The organism is Streptomyces sp. NPDC049627, assembly GCF_044465645.1.
Lineage (GTDB): Bacteria > Actinomycetota > Actinomycetes > Streptomycetales > Streptomycetaceae > Streptomyces.
The window spans coordinates 148,347-171,207 of the sequence record NZ_JBITLW010000014.1 but is presented as its reverse complement, the minus strand read 5'-3'; the positions used below and the strand labels follow the sequence as shown (position 1 = coordinate 171,207).

At 71.3% G+C, this 22,861-nt stretch carries 21 protein-coding genes; 7 read left to right on the top strand and 14 right to left on the bottom strand.

All coding sequences use genetic code 11. From position 1 onward, the window contains the following. Nucleotides 1-99: 99 nt before the first annotated feature. Complete coding sequence (locus tag ACIBU0_RS34090) at nt 100-522, bottom strand: hypothetical protein (RefSeq protein ID WP_398826401.1); 423 nt, start codon at nt 520-522, stop codon at nt 100-102. Between the two features lie 260 nt (nt 523-782). Here ACIBU0_RS34090 and ACIBU0_RS34085 point away from each other — a divergent pair, with 260 nt between their 5' ends. Both ACIBU0_RS34085 and ACIBU0_RS34080 read left to right on the top strand, forming a co-directional pair. Next, the gene (locus ACIBU0_RS34085; RefSeq protein ID WP_398826398.1) at nt 783-1,934 is read left to right on the top strand and encodes a sensor histidine kinase; all 1,152 of its coding nucleotides are present in this window, start codon (nt 783-785) and stop codon (nt 1,932-1,934) included. Further along, the gene (locus ACIBU0_RS34080) at nt 1,931-2,587 is read left to right on the top strand and encodes a response regulator (RefSeq protein ID WP_398826395.1); all 657 of its coding nucleotides are present in this window, start codon (nt 1,931-1,933) and stop codon (nt 2,585-2,587) included. Before ACIBU0_RS34085 ends, ACIBU0_RS34080 begins: the two co-directional genes overlap by 4 nt. Here the strand turns inward: ACIBU0_RS34080 and ACIBU0_RS34075 are convergent. Continuing rightward, nucleotides 2,561-3,598: a zinc-binding dehydrogenase gene (locus tag ACIBU0_RS34075; RefSeq protein WP_398826663.1), complete on the bottom strand. Its 1,038-nt coding sequence runs from the start codon at nt 3,596-3,598 to the stop codon at nt 2,561-2,563. The genes ACIBU0_RS34080 and ACIBU0_RS34075 overlap by 27 nt on opposite strands. Before the next feature lie 116 nt (nt 3,599-3,714). Between ACIBU0_RS34075 and ACIBU0_RS34070 the strand changes: the two genes are divergently transcribed. After that, on the top strand, nt 3,715-5,430 hold the full coding sequence (locus ACIBU0_RS34070) for an IlvD/Edd family dehydratase (RefSeq protein ID WP_398826392.1): 1,716 nt from the start codon (nt 3,715-3,717) through the stop codon (nt 5,428-5,430). A 131-nt stretch (nt 5,431-5,561) separates the two neighbouring features. Here the strand turns inward: ACIBU0_RS34070 and ACIBU0_RS34065 are convergent, their stop codons facing one another. The 4 genes from ACIBU0_RS34065 to ACIBU0_RS34050 all read right to left on the bottom strand — a co-directional run bounded on the left by ACIBU0_RS34065 (nt 5,562) and on the right by ACIBU0_RS34050 (nt 8,913). Beyond that, nucleotides 5,562-6,056, bottom strand: a complete 495-nt coding sequence (locus ACIBU0_RS34065; RefSeq protein ID WP_398826389.1) for a peptidylprolyl isomerase — start codon at nt 6,054-6,056, stop codon at nt 5,562-5,564. Between the two features lie 268 nt (nt 6,057-6,324). Then, a complete protein-coding gene (locus ACIBU0_RS34060) occupies nt 6,325-7,014 on the bottom strand; it encodes a GAF and ANTAR domain-containing protein (RefSeq protein WP_398826386.1) in 690 nt (229 codons plus the stop codon). Nucleotides 7,015-7,354: 340 nt separating this feature from the next. Continuing rightward, nucleotides 7,355-8,500, bottom strand: coding sequence for an RNA polymerase sigma factor (locus ACIBU0_RS34055; protein ID WP_398826661.1), 1,146 nt, complete (start codon nt 8,498-8,500; stop codon nt 7,355-7,357). Continuing rightward, nucleotides 8,500-8,913: a YciI family protein gene (locus ACIBU0_RS34050; protein WP_398826383.1), complete on the bottom strand. Its 414-nt coding sequence runs from the start codon at nt 8,911-8,913 to the stop codon at nt 8,500-8,502. The genes ACIBU0_RS34055 and ACIBU0_RS34050 overlap by 1 nt, the downstream gene beginning before the upstream one ends. Nucleotides 8,914-9,212: 299 nt before the next feature. On the opposite strand from ACIBU0_RS34050, the gene ACIBU0_RS34045 reads away from it, so the two are divergent. After that, a complete protein-coding gene (locus tag ACIBU0_RS34045) occupies nt 9,213-9,953 on the top strand; it encodes a class I SAM-dependent methyltransferase (RefSeq protein ID WP_398826380.1) in 741 nt (246 codons plus the stop codon). A gap of 58 nt (nt 9,954-10,011) precedes the next feature. Here ACIBU0_RS34045 and ACIBU0_RS34040 read toward each other — a convergent pair whose 3' ends face one another. The 7 genes from ACIBU0_RS34040 to ACIBU0_RS34010 all read right to left on the bottom strand — a co-directional run bounded on the left by ACIBU0_RS34040 (nt 10,012) and on the right by ACIBU0_RS34010 (nt 18,083). Next, entirely contained in the window at nt 10,012-11,298 is a 1,287-nt protein-coding gene (locus ACIBU0_RS34040; protein WP_398826377.1) for a phosphatase PAP2 family protein, read from the bottom strand. Nucleotides 11,299-11,511: 213 nt separating this feature from the next. Then, nucleotides 11,512-13,248: an ATP-binding cassette domain-containing protein gene (locus tag ACIBU0_RS34035; RefSeq protein ID WP_398826374.1), complete on the bottom strand. Its 1,737-nt coding sequence runs from the start codon at nt 13,246-13,248 to the stop codon at nt 11,512-11,514. Continuing rightward, nucleotides 13,245-14,435: a DUF1611 domain-containing protein gene (locus ACIBU0_RS34030; RefSeq protein WP_398826371.1), complete on the bottom strand. Its 1,191-nt coding sequence runs from the start codon at nt 14,433-14,435 to the stop codon at nt 13,245-13,247. The genes ACIBU0_RS34035 and ACIBU0_RS34030 overlap by 4 nt, the downstream gene beginning before the upstream one ends. Nucleotides 14,436-14,649: 214 nt before the next feature. After that, on the bottom strand, nt 14,650-15,777 hold the full coding sequence (locus ACIBU0_RS34025) for a hypothetical protein (protein WP_398826368.1): 1,128 nt from the start codon (nt 15,775-15,777) through the stop codon (nt 14,650-14,652). 68 nt (nt 15,778-15,845) lie between these two features. Continuing rightward, nucleotides 15,846-16,199, bottom strand: coding sequence for a DUF6596 domain-containing protein (locus tag ACIBU0_RS34020; protein ID WP_398826365.1), 354 nt, complete (start codon nt 16,197-16,199; stop codon nt 15,846-15,848). Between the two features lie 40 nt (nt 16,200-16,239). Next, a complete protein-coding gene (locus ACIBU0_RS34015) occupies nt 16,240-16,881 on the bottom strand; it encodes a response regulator (protein ID WP_398826362.1) in 642 nt (213 codons plus the stop codon). Further along, entirely contained in the window at nt 16,878-18,083 is a 1,206-nt protein-coding gene (locus ACIBU0_RS34010) for a sensor histidine kinase (protein WP_398826359.1), read from the bottom strand. The genes ACIBU0_RS34015 and ACIBU0_RS34010 overlap by 4 nt, the downstream gene beginning before the upstream one ends. Nucleotides 18,084-18,314: 231 nt before the next feature. Between ACIBU0_RS34010 and ACIBU0_RS34005 the strand changes: the two genes are divergently transcribed. From ACIBU0_RS34005 to ACIBU0_RS33995, 3 genes are all read left to right on the top strand, one after another. Continuing rightward, a complete protein-coding gene (locus tag ACIBU0_RS34005; RefSeq protein WP_398826357.1) occupies nt 18,315-18,884 on the top strand; it encodes a heme-binding protein in 570 nt (189 codons plus the stop codon). 51 nt (nt 18,885-18,935) lie between these two features. Then, nucleotides 18,936-19,535, top strand: a complete 600-nt coding sequence (locus ACIBU0_RS34000) for a DinB family protein (protein ID WP_398826354.1) — start codon at nt 18,936-18,938, stop codon at nt 19,533-19,535. A 162-nt stretch (nt 19,536-19,697) separates the two neighbouring features. Beyond that, nucleotides 19,698-21,077, top strand: a complete 1,380-nt coding sequence (locus ACIBU0_RS33995; RefSeq protein WP_398826351.1) for a hypothetical protein — start codon at nt 19,698-19,700, stop codon at nt 21,075-21,077. A 73-nt stretch (nt 21,078-21,150) separates the two neighbouring features. Here ACIBU0_RS33995 and ACIBU0_RS33990 read toward each other — a convergent pair whose 3' ends face one another. After that, nucleotides 21,151-22,725, bottom strand: a complete 1,575-nt coding sequence (locus tag ACIBU0_RS33990) for an SMI1/KNR4 family protein (RefSeq protein WP_398826348.1) — start codon at nt 22,723-22,725, stop codon at nt 21,151-21,153. Nucleotides 22,726-22,861: the final 136 nt, after the last annotated feature.

The window sequence follows — 22,861 nt, the reverse complement described above, 5'->3', positions numbered from 1 at the left end:
CCACGGACTCCGGCGTACTACGCGGTGAGAAAGACCAGGCCCGCACGGCCGCGTGCCCGGAAGGCACGGGCGCGTGCGGGCGTCCCCCGGCAGAAGGGCTCAGTAGTCGATCAGGCCCGAGGCGCGGCTCGTTCCCGCGAACTGCAGGAAGAACCTGGTGCCGTCCTGCACGTTCTTTGCAGCCAGCCCCCACCGGCCGCCCTGCAGCGTCCGCCAGTCGTTGCAGCGCCAGCTGGATCCCTCCTTGAAGCAGGTCCTGACCCTGCGGTCCGCGTCCAGCTTCAGGTTGATGTCCAGACACCGGGTGGTGGTGGTCGCGTAGGTGCCCCTGGCGGGCCAGAACGCGGGGTCATTGGGGCCTGTACCCGGCGAACTGGTGAAACGCGGCGCGTTCTCCGTGCAGGCGCGCGCCGCGCTGACGGGTGTGTCCGACGCGGCCGACGGTCCTGCCGTCGCGGCGATCATGCCGCTTCCGAGCAGCACGGCGGATGCCGTCAGCGATACGAACTTGTGCTTTCGCACGGTGTTCCCCCTGTCTCATCACGGGTGGTGCGGTCAGCACAGGAAGCTACGGACAGGGCCGCTCCCGTCGCGTCCCGCGGGCGTATGACCTTTCGCTCCACCCGACGCGTCAGCGGGTAAACCGCGACGGTACCCGGTGGCGGATCATCCAACGAGCGCGGTAGCGGCGCGGGACTGCGATCGCCACACGAGGCCCTGCAACTTCCGTCGTACCGCAGGAGTTTGACGCCATCCGCCGACGCGGGCCGTACGCTGCTGCGATGCGGATCCGCCCCCTCGCCGTCGACGCGCTGATCGCGGCGGCGCTGACCAGTGTGGCCGTGCTGCTGGGGCCGGAGGCCGCCCGCCAAGGGCAGAATCCGCTCGACGCGACCGCCTATGCGCTGGTGGTCCTGGTCCACCTGCCGCTCGTGCTCCGCGGCCGGGCCCCTGTCGTGGTCTGCTGCCTCGTGCACGCGACGTGGCTGGTGTACATCACCGCCGGCTACTGGGCCGTGGTGTGCAGCTTCGGCCCGATGCTCGCCGTCTACACCGTCGCCTCCCTGCGAGCGCCGCGTGTCTCCGTCCCCTGCGCCGCGCTGATGGGCGGGGTGTGGATCTATGCGGGCGCGGTGAGCCACACCGACGGGTGGCCGTCGGTCGTCGGGCAGGCCGTGGTCTATCCGGCGGTGCTGTGGCGGTTCGGCGTCGTCGCCCGCCGCTCGGCCGAGCTGACCCGGCAACTGCGCCGGGAGCAGGCCGAGCGGGCCCGGCGCGAGGTGGCCGAGGAACGCGGCCGGATCGCCCGCGAACTGCACGACGTGGTCGCCCACCACATGTCCGTGATCTCCGTGCAGACCGGCCTCGCCCGGTTCGTCTTCGACACCGACCGCCGCACCGCCCGCAGCGCACTCGACACCATCGACGCCACCGGCAAGGAGGCCCTCGAAGAGCTGCGCCGCATGCTGACGGTGCTGCGCGCCGCCGACGACGGCGCCCCCGCCGGCCCGATGCCGGGCCTGGCCCGCCTCGACGAGATGGCCGAACGCGTCCGCACCGGCGGCGTCCCGGTGGCCCTGACCGTCGAGGGCACCCCGCGCCCGCTCGCCCCCGGAGTGGAACTGTGTGCCTACCGGGTGGTGCAGGAAGCCCTCACCAATGTCCTGAAACACGCGCCCGGCGCCAGCGCGGAAGTACGGCTGAGGTATGAGCCGCATCACGTGACTGTTTCGGTCACGGACGACGGAGAGGGGGTGATTTCAGACAGAGTGCGCAGCGGCGGCGGTCACGGCTTGCTGGGCATGCGCGAGCGGGCCAAGCTCTACGGCGGGCAGATCAGCATCGGCCCGCAGGAGCAAGGCGGCTTCGCCGTGCGGCTGACCCTGCCGACCTCCGCGCGGGCCGCAGGGCAGGGGGAAGACGCCACCACATGACCACCGTGCTCGTCGTGGACGACCAGTTCCTCATCCGCGCCGGACTCGTGGGACTTCTGCGCGCCGCACCCGGCATCGAGGTGGTCGGCGAGGCCTGCGACGGCGCGGAGGCCGTGGCACTGGCCGCTCGGACCGCGCCCGAGGTGGTCCTGATGGACATCCGGATGCCCGGGATGAACGGCATCGAGGCCACCGAACGCATCCTCGCCCAGGCCGCCGAGTCCCCGCCCCGGATCCTGGTGTTGACCACCTTCGACCTCGACGAGTACGTGTACGGGGCCCTGCGCGCCGGAGCCTCCGGGTTTCTGCTCAAGGACTCCGGGCCCGAACGGCTGCTCGCCGCGGTGGCCGCCGTCGCCGGTGGCGACGCGCTCTTCGCACCCAGCGTCACCCGCCGCCTGGTCGAGGCGTACGCCCGCCGGACCACCCACGAACAGCCCGCGGACCTGGACGCGTTGACCTCCCGTGAGCTGGAGGTCCTGAAACTGATCGCCCGCGGCCTGTCCAACCCGGAGATCGCCGACCGCCTCTACATCAGCGAAGCGACCGTCAAGACCCACCTCAACCGCACGATGACCAAGCTGGACCTGGGCAGCAGGGCACAGGCCGTGGTCGTGGCGTACGAATCAGGCCTCGTCACCCCGGGCGGATAGCCGCCGCGGGTCCACATGGATCTTCGGCCCGGGCCCGGCGCTCGGCGGACGCCGACCCGCGAGCACCGCACCGACCTCGTCCAGACCCACCGTGGCCGCGACCAGGGGCCTCGGATCGACCGCTCCGGACGCGTAGGCCCGGATGGTGGCGTCCAGGCCGGGGGAGGCGGACAGGATGCCCACCGCTGTCACGTCCTTCAGGACGAGCGCGCGGGTGTCGATCCCGCTGGGCCGGCCGGCCAGCCCGACGTACACGACGCGGCCGGCCGGCTCGACCAACTCCACTGCCCTCTCCGGCAGATGAGAGGCGTTCGAGGCGTCGACCACCGCGTCGAAGGGCAGGTCCGGCAGGGAGCGCTCGTCCCACACGTGCTCGAAGCCAAGGGCGTGGGCGAACGCGGGGGAGCGGTCGGCGCGGTCCAGCAGGTGGACCTCCGCGTCCGCTGCCCGCAGGAACATCGCGACCAGCAGGCCGATGGTCCCGGGTCCCAGGACGAGAACACGGTCTCCGGACCGGGGCGCAACCGCCCGGGCCGCGCGCAGGGCGTTGCCGCCCGGCTCGACGAGCGCGCCGAGCGCCGCGTCGACCGAGTCGGGCAGGGCGTGCAACGAGGATGCGGGAACCGCGAGCTGCTCCGCCAGGGCCCCGGCCCGCGCGCCGCGGATCCCGACCTCCTGCCGCGTCTCGCACACATGCTGACGGCCCCGCAGACAGCGGCGGCAGCTGCCGCAGCCGAGCATCGTGTCCCCCATGACGCGGCGGCCGATCCAGCCCGGGTCGACGCCGTCACCGACCGCCGCCACGTGCCCGGCCCACTCGTGACCCGGTCGCACCGGATAGGCGGAGTGCCCTTGGTGCAGGTAGGCCATGGCGCCGGTGAAGAACTCCACATCCGTGCCGCACACGCCGACCCGTTCGACGTCGACGACGACCTCACCGGGTGCGGCCACCGGCGCCGGGAGCTCCTGGACCTCGTACGCACCGGGGCCGGTCAGCACGAACGCGCGCATCAAGTCGCTCACGGGGTGCCGACGCAACCGCCGGGATTCAGGCGGAACCCGTACCGAAGCTTCACGACCGCCACTCTAATAGGTGGGACGGACAGCCCAGTCGGGAAAGAGGCCCCATGGTGAGACTCCGCAGCGCGCAGTGGTACGAGGGTAAGGACCGCAACGCCTACATCCACCGGGCGTGGATGCGCAGGGGCGTGCCGGCTGACGCCTTCGGCGGACGGCCGCAGATCGCCATCGCCAACACCGCCTCGGACCTGACCCCGTGCAACGCGCATCTCGACGAGGTCGCGGCCTCGGTGCGCGACGGCGTGTACGAGGCGGGAGGCATCCCGCTGGACCTGCCCGTGGTGTCGCTGGGCGAGACGAACGTCCGTCCCACGGCCATGCTGTGGCGCAACATGGCCGCGATGGCCACGGAGGAGATGCTGCGGGCCAACCCCGTCGACGGCGTCGTCCTGCTGGGCGGCTGCGACAAGACGATCCCTTCCCTGCTGATGGCCGCCGCGTCGGTGGACCTGCCCGCCGTCGTCGTACCGGGCGGCCCGATGCTGACGGGAACCTTCCGCGGCAGGCCGCTGGGCTGCGGCACCGATGTGTGGCGGCTGTCGGAGGAGGTCCGCGCGGGCACGCTCTCGCAGGAGCAGTTCACCCGCTCCGAGTCGGCCATGATCCGCAGCCGCGGCCACTGCAACACCATGGGCACCGCGTCCACGATGGCCCTGGTCGCCGAAGCCCTGGGCACGGTCGTCCCCGGTGTGGCCGGGACCCCCGCCCCCGACAGCCGGCTGCTGGAGGCCGCACACCACACCGGCGGACTGGCGGTGGAGATGGTGGGCGCCGACCGCCGGCCCGCCACCTTCCTCACCAAGGCGTCCTTCCACAACGCGATCGTCGCGCTCGCCGCCATCGGCGGCTCGACCAACGCCGTCGTCCACCTCCTGGCCGTCGCGGGCCGCCTGGGCATCGATCTCCGCCTCGACGACTTCGACCGCATCGGCTCCCGTGTCCCGGTCCTGGTGGACCTGCAGCCGGCCGGCCGTTTCCTCATGGAGGACTTCCATCGCGCAGGGGGTCTCCTCGCCGTCCTGCGCGAGGTCCGCGATCTGCTCGACCCCGACGCCCTCACCGTCACCGGCAAGCCGCTGGTCGACGCGCTCGACGACGCCCCGATCTGGGACAACGAGGTCATCCGCACCCGGGCCCGGCCCCTGGTCGCCGAGGGCGGCATCGCCGTTCTGCGGGGCAACCTCGCCCCCGACGGTGCGCTCATCAAACCGGCCGCGGCCTCACCGCACCTGCTGCGCCACCGCGGGCGGGCCGTCGTCTTCGACTCCATCGAGGACTTCCACGCCCGTATCGACGATCCCGGACTCGACGTCGACGCCGACTCCGTCCTGGTCCTGCGCGGCTGCGGCCCCAAGGGCTACCCGGGCATGCCCGAGGTCTCGAACATGCCCCTGCCGAAGAAGCTGCTCGCACAGGGCGTGCGCGACATGGTCCGCGTCTGCGACGGCCGGATGAGCGGTACGGCGTACGGCACGGTCGTCCTGCACGTGGCCCCCGAGGCCGCGGCCGGCGGCCCGCTGGCGCTGGTGCGGACCGGGGACTTCATCACCCTGGACGTCGAGGCCCGCCGCATCGACGTCGACGTACCCGCCGACGAGCTCGCCCGCAGATCCCCGAGCGCCTCCACGCTCGATGCCTGTGCCAACCCGCGGCGAGGCTGGGAACGCCTCTACGTCGACCACGTCCTGCAGGCCGACACCGGCGCCGACCTCGACTTCCTCGTGGGCTCCAGCGGTTCGGAGGTGAGCCGCGAGTCGCACTGACCACGACGGCCGGACCTTCACCGCCGGACCCTGCTCGCCGGAAACAGCGCAGGTCCACCGGGCGCGCGGGGTGCTTGCCCGGTGGACCTGCTGCGTGGCTGCGGCGAGGCAGCCAAGCCGGATGGAGGACGTCAGGCGACGACGCCGCAGTCCTCGACGACGATCTTCTTGCTCGTCTTGCCCGAGCGGCTGCCCAGGGCCTCGATCGCCTTGACCACGTCCTCGCCCTCGACGACCTCGCCGAAGACGACGTGCTTGCCGTCCAGCCACGGAGTCACGATGGTGGTGACGAAGAACTGCGAGCCGTTGGTGCCCGGGCCCGCGTTCGCCATGCTGAGCAGGAAGGGCCTGTCGTGCTTCAGCTGGAAGTTCTCGTCCGCGAACTTCTCACCGTAGATGCTCTTGCCGCCGGTGCCGTTGCCGTTGGTGAAGTCACCGCCCTGCAGCATGAACTCCGGGATGACCCGGTGGAAGGGCGAACCCTTGTATCCGAACCCGTGCTGACCGGTCGCCAGCTCACGGAAATTGCGTGCGGTCTTGGGCACCACGTCGTCGAACAGCCGGAAGACGATGCGGCCGAGGTCCTCGCCGTTGGCCGAGACCTTGAAAAACACGTTCTCACTCATGGCGACGATTCTGCACAACGTTCGCGGCCAGGTCGAACAGGCCCCGGCGTGGCGGGCTCCGGCCGGACATCCTAGCGGGGCCCGGCGGGGCGGCCGGGGGGCGGACCGGGCCGGTGAGCCGAACGCAGGGTACGTCGATCTGCGTGAAAGCCGCGCGGCTGGGGACTTGGCGTTCAGGACGGGCTCAGCGGCGTACCCCTTGGGGGCTGGCCCGGCCAGGCTCCTCTGGTTCAGACCACGAGCCGGGGGAGCCGCCCGTGAGATCGGGTCATGTGAGGCTGCCGTGCTCGCAGACCATGCGGGCGACCTCGCGGAGTTTGATGTTGTGCTCCTGCGAATAGCGGCGCAGGACGTCCCACGCCTGCTCTTCGGTGAGGTGGTGGCTGCCCATGAGGATGCCCATGGCCTCGCCGATCATGTGGCGGGTGGCGACGGCGTGTTCCATCTGGGCGTGGGTGCGGGCGCTGGAGAAGGCGACCGCGGCATGGGAGGCCAGCAGCCAGCCGGCCAGCTCGCCGGCCTCGGTGAAGGCGCCCGGCTTGTGGGAGTACATGTTCAGCGCGCCGAGCTCTTCGTCCTCGGTGTACAGCAGGAAACCCATCATGCTGCCCACGCCCAGCCGGTGCGCCCGGGGAGCGAAGGAGGGCCAGCGCGGCTGCTCCCGGGTGAAGTCCGCGACGCGGAACACCCGCTCGCCCTCCTTGGTACGGGCGGCATCGAAGCACGGCCCCTCGCCGAGCTGCCCCTGCAGCCGGTCGCTCTCGACGACCAGGTCGTGGGTGGGTGCCAGCGTCTGTACCTGGTTGCTGTGCAGCACCAGAATTCCGGCCGCTTCGCAGCCCTCCACCAGCTCGACGGCCGAGCCGGTGATCCGCTCCAGGGTGCCATCGACAGATTCCTGCGCCAGCAGATCCCGCGCCATCGACGCCATCTGCTGCGCGAACCGAGCCCACTCCATCGCATCCACCACCTCTCGGCCACCCCCGCTCAGACCGCATACCCAGCATTGCGCGCAGGGCTCACTGAGGGAGGGGACGGTTCCGGTCGTCGGGGTGCCGGGAAGGGCCGCCGTCGCAGCCGTAGCCGGGACACGCTGCCGCCCGCGCCGGGGCAACTGGAGCCGCGAGGACGATCAAGTGACGATCACTTCGCAGGCGCAATCTTCCGACATGGCCGCCGCGAGCCACCCCGTGCCCCGCTCTTCTTGCCCGCCTGCGCTGCTACGGCCTGGCCACCGCCCTCCCCCCCCGCCCGCGGTGCGCATGCCAGGGCACGGCAGCATTGCGCTCCACATCCGGTCAGCGCCCCCGGCGGGAGTTGAGACGGGCGGCCTGGCGGGTCAGGTAGTCGCGCTCGGCCAGGTTGGGTGCCTTCCGGGCCGCCTCGGCGTACAGCCGTGCCGCCGTCGCCGGATCGCCGTCACGCTCATGGAGATAGGCCGCCACCGCCGCGTGGCGGGGGAGCGACTCGTCCAGCGCCGCGAGCTCCGTCAGGCCGGCGCGGGGCCCGTCCGCCTCGCCGACGGCCACCACGCGGTTGAGCCGGACGACCGGGCTGTCGGTCAGGCGCACCAGCTCGTCGTACCACTCGACGATCTGCACCCAGTCCGTCTCCTCGGCGGTGGGCGCGTCGGCGTGGAGTGCCGCGATGGCCGCCTGGGCCTGGAACTCGCCGAGCCGGTCGCGGGCGAGGGCCGCCTGCAGGATGTCGATGCCCTCGGCGATCATCTTGGTGTCCCACCGGCCGCGGTCCTGCTCGGCGAGCGGCACCAGGCTGCCGTCGGGCGCGGTCCGGGCGGCGCGCCGGGCGTGGTGGAGCAGCATGAGGGCGAGCAGCCCCGCCACCTCCGGGTGGTCGATCGCGGCTGCCAGCTGCCGGGTGAGCCGGATGGCCTCGGCGGCGAGGTCGACCTCGCCGGAGTAGCCCTCGTTGAAGACCAGGTAGAGGACGCGCAGCACGGTGGCGACATCGCCGGGCCGGTCGAACCGCACACCGGAGACGGTGCGCTTGGCACGGCTGATGCGCTGCGCCATGGTCGCCTCGGGCACCAGATAGGCCTGCGCGATCTGACGGGTGGTGAGCCCGCCGACCGCCCGGAGCGTGAGGGCGACCGCGGACGACGGCGTCAGCGACGGATGGGCGCACAGGAAGTACAGCTGGAGCGTGTCGTCCGCCGCGGGCGCGGGCCCGGGCGCCGGCTCCTCCTCCACGAGATCCTCACGGCGGCGGCGGGCGGCGTCCGCGCGGGCCGCGTCGAGGAACTTGCGCCAGGCAACGGTGACCAGCCAGCCCTTCGCATCCCGCGGCGGGTCGGCCGGCCAGACGCGGACCGCCTCGACCAGCGCGTCCTGCACGGCGTCCTCGGCCGCCGCGAAGTCGGCTCCGCGGCGGACGAGGACGGTGAGCACGCTCGGCGTGAGGCTCCTCAGCAGGGCCTCGTTCATCAATGGCACTCGGTGACGGTGGGCGTCGCGGTCAGGAACGGGCGCAGCTCCAGCCACTCGTGGATCGGCTTGCCGCCGGCTCCAGGGGCGGCCGAGAGCTCCCCGGCCAGCTCGACGGCGCGCTCGTAGCTGTCGACGTCGATCACCATCCAGCCGGCGATGAGGTCCTTGGTCTCGGCGAACGGCCCGTCGGTGACCGGCGGACGCCCCTCACCGTCGTACCGGACCCACGACCCCTCGGGGGCGAGCGCCTGACCGTCCACGTACTCCCCGGTCTTCTCCAGCCGGTCCGCGAAGTCCCGCATGTACTGCACGTGCGCCGAGATCTCCTCCGGCGTCCACTGGTCCATCGGCACGTCGTTCACCGCAGCCGGAGCGCCACGGTAGTGCTTGAGCAGCAGGTACTTGGCCATCGTGCTTCTCCTCGGTCCTGGTGCGCCCCATTGTGGTCGCGTTCACCTCTGGGACGGAGCCGGCCACGGGTTCTCGACATCGCCGTCCGATTTTTTCGTGCCGATTTTCCGGGCTGATTTTTCGGGCTGCCCCGTACGCCCGCTCGTACAGGAGACCGGGAGGGTGCCCGGATCTTCGTGGCTTCCGCCAGTACGACGGTCCGCCGGGGGGCCGCAAGACTGCCCGCCAGAGGCCGCGGCGTGCCCCGCAGCGGGGACCGAGGCCGCGGACGTGACGAAGCACAGGGGAGAACGACACGATGAGCGTGCAGCAGTACGACGAGATCGGTGAGGCGTTCGAGGGCTTCAAGTCCCTGCCGCTGACGCGGTACGCGGAGGTGCCCGGCTTCCTGGCCATGGTCGGGGACGTACGCGGCAAGTCGGTCCTGGACCTGGCGTCCGGCACCGGTTTCTACAGCAGGGAGTTCAAGCGGCGTGGCGCCACGGAGGTGCTCGGCATCGACATCTCGCCCGAAATGGTCGCCGCCGCCCGGGAGCTGGAGGAGCGCGACCCGCTGGGTGTGCGCTACGAGGTGGGCGATGTGTCCGAGCTGCGGCCCCTCGGGCGGCGGTTCGACATCGCCACGGGGGTCCAGCTGCTCAATTACGCGCGCAACATCGCCGACATGGAGCGCATGTGCCGCAACGTGCACCGGAGCCTGGTGCCGGGCGCCGAATTCTTCGTGCTCGCCCAGTCACCCGACTACCGCCCCGACGTGCCGACCCTGGAGAAGTACGGTTTCCGGTGCGAGCCGACCGGTGAGGAGACCGAGACCGGACCCTGCTTCCGGGTCACCGCGCTGCTCGACCCGCCGATCAGCATCAACGCCGCCGCCCCGCGCCGCGAGGTCTACGAGAAGTCTCTGCGGTCCGCCGGATTCACCGAGCTGACCTGGGTTCCGCTGCAGGTGTCCGACGCCGGCGTGCGCGAGTACGGCGCCGACTTCTGGGCGGACTTCCGCGCCAACACCCCGCTGGAGATGCTGCGCTGCCGCGCCTGACGAGCGGGCCCCGGACCCCGCGGAGAACCTCCTCGGGGTCCGGGACACCTGCACGGACTCAGGTGACGGGTTCGGGCTGCGGTTCCGGTTGCAGGGCCGGTGCGGCCTTCGGCTCCCACAGCCTGGTGATCCGTACATAGCCGTAGACCACCGAAGCCATCGCCAGAATGAGCAAAGGGCCGAACACCCACGGATGTCTGGCCATCTCCAGCGGCAGATAGCGATATGACAGCAGGAGAGCGGCGAAGACCGTCGCGCTGTAGCCGACCAGTTGGATTCCTGCCCGGTCCCAGCCACGTTCCTGCGAGCGCAGCGCCGCATCGATCATGACCACGAACACCACGCCGGCAATGAGATCCACGCCGTAGTGGTAACCGAATCCCAGCGTTGCGCCGAGCGTGGCGATCAGCCAGAACGTGCCTGCGAAGCGCAGAATCCGTGGGGCCCTGCGGGTGTGAATGAAGATCGCCGTGGCCCACGCCGTGTGCAGGCTGGGCATGCAGTTGCGTGGGGTGATCCCGTCGAATGGAATGGAGTGCGGGGCAGTGATCGGCGGCGCCGTCTCCGGCCAGAGATCGGCCGCCGCCCAGTGCCCGCCGTCGGTGCCGTAGGCGAAGATCGGCCCGACCACCGGGAAGATCATGTAGATGGCCGGTCCGAGGAGGCCGATCGTCAGAAAGGTGCGCACCAGATGATGGCGCGGGAAGCGGCGCTCGACCGCCACGTTGCGCAACTGGTACAGCGCGACGACGACCGCGGCCACCGCCAGCTGGACGTAGACGTAGTCGAGCACATGGGCGCCGATCGGACCGGTGGCCCTGACGATCCGGCCCACCATCCACGACGGGTTGCCGAGGGCGTGGTCGGCGGTTGCCACGTACGGGTCGAGCACGGTCGGGCGGGTCTTCGCGGTGATGAGCAGCCAGGTGTCACCGGTCTTGCGGCCGGCCACCAGCAGCAGGGCCAGCCCGACGCCCTTGAGCAGCAGGACGCGCTCCTGGCCGGTACGGCGTGTGACGGCGATGACCGCACAGCCCAGAATCACCCACAGCGCGCCGTTGCCGAACGGGTGGCCCTCGGTCACCTTGATGCCGGCCACCCACCGCACCGACAGGAAGACGACGTCGATACCGATCGCTGTACCGGCCGCGATGAATCGTTGCCGCCGGGTGAGCACTACCATCATCAACGCCATACTGGCGTACAGCAGAAAGCCGGACTTGGGAGGGAATATCACCTCTCGCGTCTGGGCGGTGATCGGCCCCAGCAGGCCATGGTGACGCGCGGCGATCTCCAGCGCGACGAGGAACCCGAGGGTCGTCACACCCGCCGTGGCCCACAGCATCACCCGTGGTTCACGCCACGCGGCGAGCGATATTCTGCGTTTTATTCGCGAGCGCACCCGCGATGATATAGGTATCAACTGTCTCGGCCGATGTGTTAGTCGTCAGCTACATAGCTCACTCCTCGTGAGGCCGATCATGTTATCGGAGCAGTGCAAGCCGTTTTTGGCTGGTCACGGGGTTACGACGGCGTCCCGGCGGAATCTCCCCTCCCGTCAGTCCCTTTTCGGCTCCAGGGCGGGCCGCCCAGGCTCATGGTCATTGATCCGCTGCACCTGCTCATGGACCGTCAGCCGGCCGTCGTCGAGTCGCCAGAGCACATCCGCGCGGGCGGCGAGCCCGGGCTCGTCGGTGACGTAGATGATGGTGCCCGGATACCGGTCGAACAGACGCTCCATCAGGTCGGCGCCGAGCGGTCCTTCCGACCTGGCCTCGTCCAGCAGGAGGACCTGGGGCCCGCTGCGCAGCGCCCGTACCATCGCCACCTGGTAGCGCACGGCCATGGACAGGCCGTGCCCGCCTTCGCCCACCCGGGTGCGCAGACCGTGGGGCAGCAGTTCGGCCAGGGCCTCCGTGTGTTCCCGGGCGTGTTCCTCGGCCGCCTTTCCGGCCGCGTCCGGTGATTCACCGAGCCGCAGGTTCGTGCGCACGCTGCCGCGCAGCAAGGGCAGTTCGGGACTGGTCAGCCGGATCGCCCGCCGTACCGACTCGGGGTCGTGCCGGGCGAGGTCCTGGCCGTCCAGCAGCACGGTGCCCGCGTCCGGGTTCTGCAGGCGTGCGATGAGGCGAAGCAGCAGCGACTTTCCCGCGCCCGGCGGTCCCTGCAGTACGATCCGCTGCCCAGGCCGGGCGACGGCCGACGCGTCCAGGACACCGTCCACGCGCAGCCCCGCGAGTTCCAGCCGTCCGGGCCCGTCCGCGAGCGGTTCGGCCCTGCCCGCTCGGCCCAGCTTCGCCGGTGCCGAGAGGATCTCGGCGATGCGCCGCCGCGCGACGCGCGAATGCTGCCAGTGCTCCTGCACCCGGACCAGCGACGACAGGGGTCCGCCGAGGAAGTTGGCCACCGTCAGCAGCGAGGCGAGGGTCTCCCAGGTGGTGCCCGTCACCAGCCCCACCGTGACCACGACCAGAAGGATCCCGATGCCGCACGCCTCGGCCGTCGCCGACATCGCTCCGGTGAGCCGCGCCTGGCACACCATGGCGCGACCGTACTCACGGCTGCGCCGCCGCATGACCTGGCGCTCCTGCTCGACCCGTCCCAGGGACTGCATGACGGCGGTGTGCGCGACCCGCTCGTTGACGAAGGCGGCGAGCCTGCCGTTGTTGCGCCTGGTCTCGCGTACGCGTTCGCGCAGCCGCCGCCCGAACAGTGCGACGGCGCCCGCGGCGAAGAGGATCAGCGCCGCCGAAAGCGCACCGATGCCCGGCGCGATGACGGTCAGTATGACGAGCGCACACGTCACGAACACCCCGTCCACCAGAAGCGGTGCCACACCCTTGCTGATCCACAGCCGGAGGGCGGAGGCGTCACCGGTGAAGCGGAGCACGGTCACGCCGACCGTGCGCCGGAACGGTCCCCCTCCGTCGCTTCCGGCGACGTGGTCGAAGAGACGCATTCTGACGCTGTGCACGTAGCTCTGGGCCAGCCGCTCCGCGAGCGGTTCGCCCGCGGCCCTGAGCAGCACCGTCGCGCAGGCGGACGTGACGAGTCCGACGGCCAGCGTGGTGGGCGCAAAGCCGGCGACGTGCGTGTAGATGGCGCTGCGGTCGTGGTCGGACGCGATCTCCCCGCTGTGCGTGATGCGGTAGGCCGCGCCATGCACCAGGAGGGCGAAACCGACCACGCAGACCGCCTGCCCGAAACCGGCGAGCACCAGCAGGAGCATCAGCCGGCGCCGCACACCACCGAGTGTGTGCGGCATCCGGATGCGGTGCCGCCTGGCCACGGTCACGCCACTGTTTCCGCCGTCAGCGGGCCGCTGTAGTCCGACAGCCGACTGTGCTCCTGCGCCAGCCCGCTGTGGTCCGTCAGCTGACTGCCGACCTCCGACAGTCCACTGCCGTCCCCTAGGAGGGCCCCGCCCGTGACGGCGCCCGAGAGCAGCTGATGGGCGACGGACGGCTCGGCCATGGCGGCCGCTTCGAACACCGGGATGTCCACGCCGGTCATCGCTTCGGCCACGGCCAGCGGAGACGACGTCAGCACTCCGCTCAGCGCCACGACGGGGAGCCCCTCCTCCCGCAGCAGCCGTACGCCCGCGACCGCGCTGACCGAGTCACCGGCCGCGAACACGATGCCGTCCACGCTGGCTCGGAATTCCGGCGTCCGCATCAGTGCCGCCGTCTCCCGCTGCAGGATCCCGTCCGCGACTTCCAGCACGATCGCCTCGGCCTGGTGACTCGTCAGATCCGTGACAGCGCTGCGCAGAACTCGAATCACCTGCGGCATGGGCAGTTGATAGGTGCTGGGGAAGCCCAGGTCGGTGAAGTCGATGACCCGCGCGGCGCCCGCGTCGGACATCAGCGTCGGATCCCCGGGCGCACCGGTGCCGGTCACCTTGGCCGCGCCGACCCGGCGGCCGCCGAGGCTGAGACCGCGGATGAGGGCGGCGGCCACGGTCGTCTTGCCCGCGTTCATCGAGGTGCCGAGTACGGCGATGGTGCGCGGGCGAGGAGCGAGGGCCGGCACCACGGGCCGGGCCAGGCGGGCGAGGTCGATGACTTCGCCGTGCTCGTCGGTCAGCCGGCCCAGCGGCTCCACCCGGGTGGGAGATTTCATCCGGGCGTGCGAGGACACGACCCGTCCCGCTATCCCGCCTCCGGCGACCAGGTCACAGGGTCCGAGGTCGTCCGGCACCACGGCCTCGAACTGATCCGGGGCGTAGCGCGCGCCGTAGGCGACGACGATCCTGTCGCCGACGAACAGCCGGTTGCGCTTTCCGTGTACCTGCCCGAGGAATTTGTGCTGGCCGATTCCGGTCACCCGGCACAGCACCAGTTCGCCTGCCCGCGGAGGCTTGTCCTCCCGGCTGAGCCCCAGTGGTCTGGTGCTTCCGTAGCCGAGCTCGACAAGGCGGCGAGCCGTATAGGAAACCTTCGCCACCTCATCGGCGGAGGCATTGAACCGCACGCACTGCATCGATTTCTCCTTACCCCGTCGTCCCGCGGAGCACCAGCATCCGCCGCGTTCGCAGACTGCGCACTCCGACTACCGGCATACGCCGCAATCTGGAACTCCTGACGGATGACGACCCGCCAGACAACGCTGCGCTCCCCGGCCTGACCCCAGGAGATTCCCCCCTGGTGAGGGCTTTGTCGGCGGCCATGCGGGGGAAGTTCGCAGGCTCCGTACGTCAGGCTGCAAGGCGTTCGGTGTATGCCTCGGTCGGCGGAGCCGGGGTGGGACTCGTCATGCCCGCGGACCAGAACCCGTTGGTGCCGGGAACGGACGTCACGTCATTGAGGTAGGGAGCCGGCGCCGCACCGGCCGGGCCGCGGACGACGGTCCATGTGCCGCCGTCCCGGCGCAGGTACGTACTGCGGCTCTGGTCCTGGTAGTTCCAGCCCGATATCCACGCCGCGCGGCCCTGGGCATCGCCCGCGATGCCGCTCAACGACCCGATGGTGAAGCCCGCGTCCACCCGGGTCCAGGCCGTGCCGTCCCAGTGGCTCAGGGCCGGGTTGCCGGGGCGGCCGGGCGGTCCGCCGACGCCGGCCTCGGTGCCCACCGCCCATACGTCGTCCGGACCGGCCGAGTGGAGGTCGCCGATGCCCAGCCGCAGGCCGGCGATCGGAGGCAACACCGTCCAGGCTCCGTCCCAGCGGGCGACAAGTCCGGACCAGCCTCCGCCGTTCGACTGGTCACCGCTCACCCAGACCTCGCCCGGCGCGCGCACTACGACCCGGTAGAGGTTCGCGCTCGCGACCGGCAGCGGGTCCAGCCATCGCCATCGTTGACCGTCCCCGTGCAACAGACGGACGGCGCCGCCTCGGCTGCCGCAGATCCACACCTGCCGGTCGGGGCCGACCGCCACGGAGTTGAGCCGCACGTCCGGTTCACCCCGGCCCGGGAACGTGGCCTCGCGCCAGGTCGTTCCGTCCCAGCGCAGCAGCGGGCTGCCGTTCGCGGCAGGCTGGCCCACGCTCCACGCCGCGGTGGGACAGACACCGGCGACATCGGTCAACCGGGTGTGCCCGAGATGCGACAGGTCGGTCTTCGTCCAGGCGCCGCCGTTCCACAGCATCGCCAGCGCCCGCCCCCGGGACGGCCCGGCCAGGCCCTCCTCGCCCACGGCCCAGGCCAGTTGGGGCCCGGCAGCGGCGATACGGCGCAGCTGTGCGGCGGGAGTGCTGCCGGGCGCCGGCACGGCCTGCCAGCCTTGCTCACCGGTCGCCGGCACGTCGGCCCGGGACGGAGCCGGGCCGAGCGCGATCCCCGAAACGGTGCCGATCGCCCCTGCCACAAATCGCCTTCGTCTCACTGCTGGATCCCTCCGGACGGATCGGGCGGATGAGGAGGGACCACCGTCAACCGGCAAGCGCCGAAGGTCTAGATACTCATGTGACAAGTCCTGGGCGGCGTCTCGGAAAAGTCATCGAGCGTGTTGGAACAGGCAGGAGCGGTCGAGGTCCGCTGCGAGGCCGTCGACTTGGGCCAGGGCGGGCTGCAACTGGTACGGCCGGGGCGTTGCCGCCCGATCGCGTGGGTCGGCAGGGTCGCGGCCGCCGTGATCGCTCCGTGGTCCCACCGGGTGCGGTCCTGGTCCTCCAAGCGCACGAGTGTGCCCTCAGGGGTGAAGCGGGCGGCCGTACGGGCGCGGTGCAACCGGATGAGCGAGGCAAGGCAGGACTGCCGGGCGGGCCGCCTGCGGGCGGGGCCTCGGTGCCCGGATGCGACAGCCACACCCGAACGAAAGTCGGCTGCCCCGTCCGGATGGCTGCCCTCACGGCAGCAGCCGCCGCTCCTTCGCGACCGCCACCGCGCCCGCGCGGGTGTCGACGCCGAGTTTGTCGTAGATGCGGCGCAGGTGCGTCTTGACCGTGGCCTCGCTGATGTACAGCGCGCGGGCGATGTCGCGGTTGCCGATGCCGAGGGCGAGCTGGGCGAGGATGTCGCGTTCGCGGTCGGTGAGGGTGGGACGGGGCCGGCGCAGGCCGGCCATGACGCGACCGGCGACCGGCGCGGACAAGGCCGTACGTCCCTCGGCGGCGGCGTGGATCGCGGCGAAGAGCTCGTCGGGGCGCTCGGCCTTGAGCAGGTAACCGGTGGCGCCCGCCTCGATGGCACGGGTGATGTCGGCGTCGGTGTCGTAGGTGGTCAGGACCAGGACATGGGCGCGGACACCGGGGGAGGAGGTGAGGCGGCGGGTGGTCTCCACGCCGTCGATGCCCTCACTCAGTTGCAGGTCCATCAGCACTACGTCCGGGTCGAGTTTCGCGACCAGGGCGAGCGCCTCCTCGCCGCTGCCGGCCTCACCGACGACCTCGATGTCCGGGGCGCTGTCGAGCAGTGCGCGCAGGCCGGCTCGTACGACGGCGTGGTCGTCGCAGACCAGGATGCGTACGGGAGCGCGGTCGGGGGTCATCGGGGTGCCTCCAGGGGAACGGCGGCGGACAGGACGGTGCCCTCGCCGGGCGCGGACTCGACGGTCAGGGTGCCGCCGAGGGGGCGCAGCCGGGCCCGCATGGCCGGCAGCCCGTGCCCGCGTTCCGAGCCGGGGGAGTCGGGCAGCGCGGCCGGGTCGAAGCCGTGGCCGTCGTCGGAGACGTCCAGGACGACTTCGTCGTCGAGGAGCGTGAGGGTGAGGGCGGCGCTGCGGGCGCCGGCGTGCTCGCGGACATTGGCCAGGGCGCCCTGGGCGACGCGCACCAGGGCGGCCTGCACCCGGGCGGGCAGCCGGGTGAGCCGGCCGTCGCCGTCGATGTGGACGCGTACGGTGAGGTCCGCCCCGGACTCCCGTGCGGCCAGGGCGCGCAGCGCCTCATCGAGGCCTTCGCCGCGGGCCAGGTCGGCGGGGGCCAGGTCGTGCACGAAGCGCCGGGCCTCGGCGAGGTTGTGCTCGGCGACGGACGCGGCGGTACGTACGTGGGCGCGGGCCTTGTCCGGAGCGGTGTCCCACACCCGGTCCGCCGCCTGCAGCAGCATCTGCTGGCTGGACAGGCCTTGGGCGAGCGTGTCGTGGATCTCCATGGAAAGCCGCTGGCGTTCGGCGAGGGTGCCCGCGCGGCGTTCGAAGACGGCGAGTTCGTGGCGGGCGCGGATCAGGTCGTCGATCAGGACGCGCTGGCGTGCGGTGTGCCGCTCCATCTGCAGGAAGACGGCGGTGGCGAGGGCGGCGACGGCGGGCGGTGCGAGGACCAGGTTGGGGTCGAAGCGTCCGGCGAGCTGCACCTGTGCCGCGACGACGAACACCGTCAGGACCACCACGAGCACGAGGGCCGCGCGCGACGGCAGCGTGCGCAGACCGGTGTAGAAGAGGGGCACCGCGCACCAGGCGAAGCTGGGCGCCAGGACCACCAGGACCATCCACACCACCACGACGAGCGCCAGCCACGCCGTGTGCCGTCGGCCGGGCCGCGAACCCGCGTCCCCGGTCCTGGGCCCCAGCAGATGCAGAACGGCGAGTACGACGGACAGCGCGATGATCCACGGACTGCGCGGCTCCCCGGGATGACGCAGCAGGAACCGGGCGAGCGCTCCGCCGAGCAGCAGGAAGAACGCCGCGTGCATCACGACGCCGAGCCACCGGGCGTCCACGGTGCTCGGTTCGTACGACCGGTTCCCCATCCGGGGCCGTCTCCCTTCCGCTCGCGGGCGCTGAACTGGGCAAACACCTCCATTGTGGCCCGGTGCGCGGGCCGGGCGGGTCAACCGATCGGATGACCCCGGTGTCGTCCGTCCTGCGCTCCCGAGGCAGCCGGAACGCCGACCCTCCGGGCCCGGACCCGGGCCGAGGCTGGGAAGCGGACGAAGCGGGGCGGCAACCGGGCCGCCCGCCACCTGAGGAGTCGACGACCCATGAACCACCCCCTGCGCAAGAAGTTCTCCCGCCGTGCCCGCGTCGCCACCGGCGGCGCCGTACTCGCCGTCGTCGCCCTCGCGGGCTTCGGCGCGGTGTCCGCGAACGCCTCGGCGCCCGCCACGCCATCTGCCGCCGCCTCGGCCGACGCCCCGGTCCGGGCCACGACCACCTCCACCCACCTGACGATCGACGCCGCCACCCAGGCCGCGCAGGCCGCGCTGGACGCCGCCGAGAAGGACAACCAGCGCGTCACGGTCGCCGTCGTCGACCGCAACGGCAACACCCTCGTCACCCTGCGCGGCGACGGCGCCGGCCCGCAGTCCTACGAGTCCGCCCGGCGCAAGGCGTTCACCGCGGCCGCCTGGAACGCCCCCACCTCCCAGCTGGCCGAGCGCCTCCAGCAGACCCCGAACCTGAAGGACATCCCCGGCACCTTGTTCCTGGCAGGCGGCGTCCCCGTCACCGCCGCCAACGCGCCCATCGCCGGCATCGGCGTCGCGGGCGCTCCGTCGGGGGCACTGGACGAGAAGTTCGCCCAGGCGGGGGTGAACGCGGTGGCTCGCTAGTCACCTGGTGACGATGCCCGGCTGTCAGCGCCGGCTGGCAGAGTGCCCGGCATGAGCGAACCGAATCCGAAGGCGGACCTTCTCCGATACCTGCAGGACGCGCGTGACGCCCTGCTGTGGAAGCTCGAGGGGCTCTCGGAATACGACATCCGCCGCCCGCTGACCCCGACGGGCACGAACTTGCTGGGGTTGGTCAAACATGTCGCCGGTGTGGAGCTGGGGTACTTCGGCGACACGTTCGGGCGGCCGTTCTTCGACGAGGACCCTCCGCCCTGGTGGTACACGGAGGACGCAGAACCCAACTCGGACATGTGGGCCACCGCGGACGAGTCGCGCGAGGAGATCGTCGGGCTGTACCACCAGGCGTGGGAGCACTCCGACAGCACGATCGCGACGCTGACGCTCGACGCGATCGGTCACGTCCCGTGGTGGCCGGAGGAACGGCGAGAGGTGACACTGCACCACGTCCTGGTGCGCGTGATCTCCGATACGCAGCGGCATGCCGGACATGCCGACATCGTGCGCGAACTCATCGACGGGGCCGTCGGGTTGGTGAAGGACAAGGACTCCATGCCACCGGGAGATCCGGCGTGGTGGGAGCGCCACCGGCGTCGACTGGAGCGTGTGGCGCGGGAGGCCGGAAAGGAATGACCTCCAAATACGGCCTGTAGGGCAGCGTATGGAGCTCCGCAGTCGGACCGGTCGAGCCCAACTGGCGTCACGGGACGCAGCGCTGGGGGAACCGTCCTGCCGGATTCTGCGTGATCTCCTGACGTGCTGTCGGCTCGTGATGGGCGATCGAAGGGGGACCGGGTGAAGGTCCGGGTGTGGGCGATGGTGGGCGTGGCGGTGTCGGCCTCTGCGGCGCTGGCGGCGTGCGGTCCGGAGAAACCGAAGGAGTACACGGGCGCGGAGCCTTCGCAGGCGTCCGCGTCGGCGGCCGCCCGTTTCGCCCCGCTGGTGCGCCTCCACAAGAAGGAGTCGCTGATGCCGATGGACGCGACACGATTCATCGAGCGGTCCGTGCTGCGCTTCGACCACGACGGCGGCTTCTGCCGCGACGAGGAACCGGTGGCAGACCCGGTTGACCCACGGCTGTTGGGCCTGCGTACCAAAGAGCCCTACCGACACCACGATGTCGAGTTGGGAAAACCGTCGTCAAAGCCGATGTCCTGCCCCGCGCACGGGGGAAGGGAGCGCGCCTCGACCGAAGTCGGCGCCGGTTTCTATCTCGATCCGCCGAAGGAGTCGCGGAAGGGCGAAGGCCCCGGCGCACCGGTCTACTGGGAGTACCACAAGCACAAGACCGACCCGGCGCGCACGGCGTACGTGTACTGGTTCTTCTACGCCTACAACAAGCTGTCCCCGGGAAACATGCACGAGGGTGACTGGGAGCGTGTCGCGGTCCAGTTGCGCGACGGGAAGCCGGAGGCGGTGACGTTCGCCAAGCACGGCAACGATCCGTGCAGCGTGAAGTGGTCGGACCTGGAACTGAGCGGCGGGCGTCCGACGGTGTACTCGGCGCTCGGTTCACACGGCTCCTATGCGACTGTCGGATACCACCGGGTTCTTGCCACCTTCGACCGGACCTCGGAGGGCGGCGTCGAGTGGCACACATGGGACCACGTCCGCCCCGTCGACCGCGAGCCCTGGTGGGGGTACGCCGGGTGGTGGGGCGCGCAGAAGCACGTGACCGGGTTCAACGGTCCGATGGGCCCCTACCCGACGCGTCAGCTGCCGGGCGTGTTCACCGACGACCGGTGCGGGCCGGCCGATGAGGCGCCGACCGACGAGGCGCCCTCCGAAGAGCCGCCGACCGAACCGAGCGGGGAGCAGCCCGCGCTCAGGACGAAGGAGGGGGCGATCCAGCGGTACGAGGAGTACCTCCACGCCCTGGGCCGGGAGGACATCGACACGGTCTGCGAAGTGGCCGGGCCCGCGGCGAAGAAGGCGCAGGACGAGGGGTTCGGCCCGTGCAGGACGACGTACGCCGTCGTGTTCCAGATGATCTCGCCCGAGCAGAAGACGGCGCTGCGGACCGCGACGGTCGACCCGCAGCGCGTCGTGGTGCGCACGCCCGACAAGGTCGAGATGCCGGTCGAGGCGGTCAGGTCCTCCGCCACCTTCTCCGAGAGCGACCTCGGCAGCTACACGCTGGAGTACATCAAGGACGCGTGGTACATCACCGACTGAACCCCGCACGCACGTACGGGAGCCGGCCCGGGGGTCGGGGGACCGGGACCGGGCCGGCTCCGGACGGCGCGTTTCACCCGTCGACGGTTTTGAAGGTGCCGGTGACGCGGAGGGCGTTGTCCGTGTCGATGCCGAGGCGGGCTGCCCAGGCGAGGGCGTCGTCGAGGGTGGCGTCGGCGTCGGCCAGTCGGGCAGCGGCGAGTGCGGGCGGCACCTTGCCCTCATCCAGGAGGGTGGTCCATTGGCGGGCCGTGAGGGAGAGGTAGCGAAGATCCGGGAGGCCGGCCAGGACGGGCAGGTTGAGGACGTCGGCGCCCGAGAGGTCGAGGCCCCGCAGGTGGGGGATGGCGGTCAGCGGGGTGATGTCGACCGGGGCGGTGGTGGTCAGGTCGAGGGAGGTGAGGTGGGGGTGGGCTTCGAGGGGGGTCAGGTCGCCTTCGCTGAGGGTGACGCGCAGGGATTCGACGGGCAGTTCGCGTACGGCCGTCAGGTCGGCGGTGGCGGAGCGGTTGAGGTGGAGGCGGCGCAAACCTGGGGCGGCGGTGAGTGGGGTGAGGTCGACGAGGTGGGTGACGTTGTTGATGTGGATCGCCTGGAGGGTGGGCGGGACCTCGTCCGGGATGTCGCCGCCGATGATCTGCTGGGGGGCGGGATCTCGGTCGGGTTCGAGCAGGGAGATGTGGTCGCCGTGCTTCTCGTAGGCGCCCTGGTCCAGGAGTTCCAGGTAGTGACCGAGGAGTGAGGTGACCGAGTCGGCGATGTACGCGGGTCCCTCGTCGTAGTCGCGTCCCGTCTGGATGATCTGGCCGGGGTGACCGTCGCGGGCCGGAGCCGTGTCGACGGCCAGGAAGTTGCCGTCCTCGCTGCTGCCGAAGCGCAACCAGCCGGGGTGGCCTCCACAGCGGCGGACGGTGTCGGCGGGTGTCGCGTCGAAGACGACGGCGTCCCATTCCAGGTCCCAGCCGTACCAGGGCCGTTCGCCCGCGCCCCACTCGGTGGACTCGGCAACCATGCTCTGCAGCGACAGCCAGGCGTTGCCCCGGAACAGGTAGCGGTTCTCGTAGCCGATGCCATCGCCGTCGGCCAGCAGGTAGAGCGCCCGCAGGTCGGCGGGCAGGCGGTGCCCCAGGCGGCGTTCGGCCTCCTCGACCGCGGCGGCGGTGGCGGGCGGGGGCAGTTCCTCGGGATGCCCCAGGATGGCGGCACGCCGCTCGAGGTAGGCGCGGAAGCGGGCCACGGCCAAGTCCGGATCGCCCGTCGGCGCGGCGGTACCGGGCTCCTGATGCCGACCGGGCTGCGGCAACCGGTAGTCGGCTTCCAGGACCACCTGGAAGCCGCCACCCGTCCTGGTCACCCTGCTGATGGCATCGCCGAAGGCGACGAGCCGGTACTCGCCGGACGGCCGGCAACGGATCTCCAGACTGACGGGCTCCCAGCCCCGGTCCTCACGCAACTTCTCAGCCAGTGCCATGAGTTCTTCGTAAGGATTGGGCACACCCGTTTGCCAGTTCTGCCCGTTCCGGCTGTAGCCGCCGCTCACTCCGGTACCGCCCCGCCCGGCCCGGCCGTGCAGCACCGCGTCCGTCCAGCCGTTCGGGGCCTGGGCCCGGATCGCCTCGACTATCGGTCGTACCGCCTGCTCCACCATGCTCTGCTCCCGTGCTGCCGATGTTGCCGGGCATCATGGCAGTGACCACTGACAATGTGGCTGGGGGGCCTGCAGGGCCCGGGGCCCCGGGAGGCCCGGGGGCCGGAACGCGCCGGACCATCGACAGCACCACGAA